General features: G+C 50.5%; 1 protein-coding gene. It reads left to right on the forward strand.

Annotated elements, in window-relative coordinates; all coding sequences use genetic code 11:
- Nucleotides 1–515 (forward strand): TraI domain-containing protein (locus C5471_RS23595; RefSeq protein ID WP_207627463.1); only part of this gene is annotated, 515 nt, incomplete at both ends.

Here is a 515-nt window from a genome sequence, read left to right on the forward strand (position 1 = left end):
CAGAACAAAGTGTGATATGGAACACGGTGGTGTTTTACGCTGCGTTATTTCATTTTTTACCTGTTTTGGCCCAGTTTGACGGAGAACTGGACGAAGGGCAACCCTGGTATCCTGGGTTGGCTGTGCCACAGGGGCTGTATCGTTTCCGGTTCAAAACTCCCCCAGTGGAGACGAGGGTTGCCTGTCATTTTGGGGGGGTATTCGCCGGGCGATTGCTGCCGGCTAAGGCGGTGACCTGGCTGGCATCGGTACCGGATGCCTTGCCTACGCTGTTTTGTCTTCTATCCGGCGACATGCAGGAAGATGACGCAATAGGTCAGATAATCACAGAAGCTTTGAGTCAAGCCAGTGCACCGACAATATCAGAAATATTCTCTGTCACGGTTGTATCACCGCAAATGATTGTTTCAGGAAATCCCGATGTTTCTGCTGCGCCTTTATCAACGGCAATGGACAGTGTTCTGCTCTCTCAGAGACGGCAGGAAGATAGCACGATGACTGAAATTGTTTCATCA

Origin of the sequence: Photorhabdus tasmaniensis, assembly GCF_011189505.1 — a bacterium.
Taxonomy (GTDB): Bacteria; Pseudomonadota; Gammaproteobacteria; order Enterobacterales; family Enterobacteriaceae; genus Photorhabdus; species Photorhabdus tasmaniensis.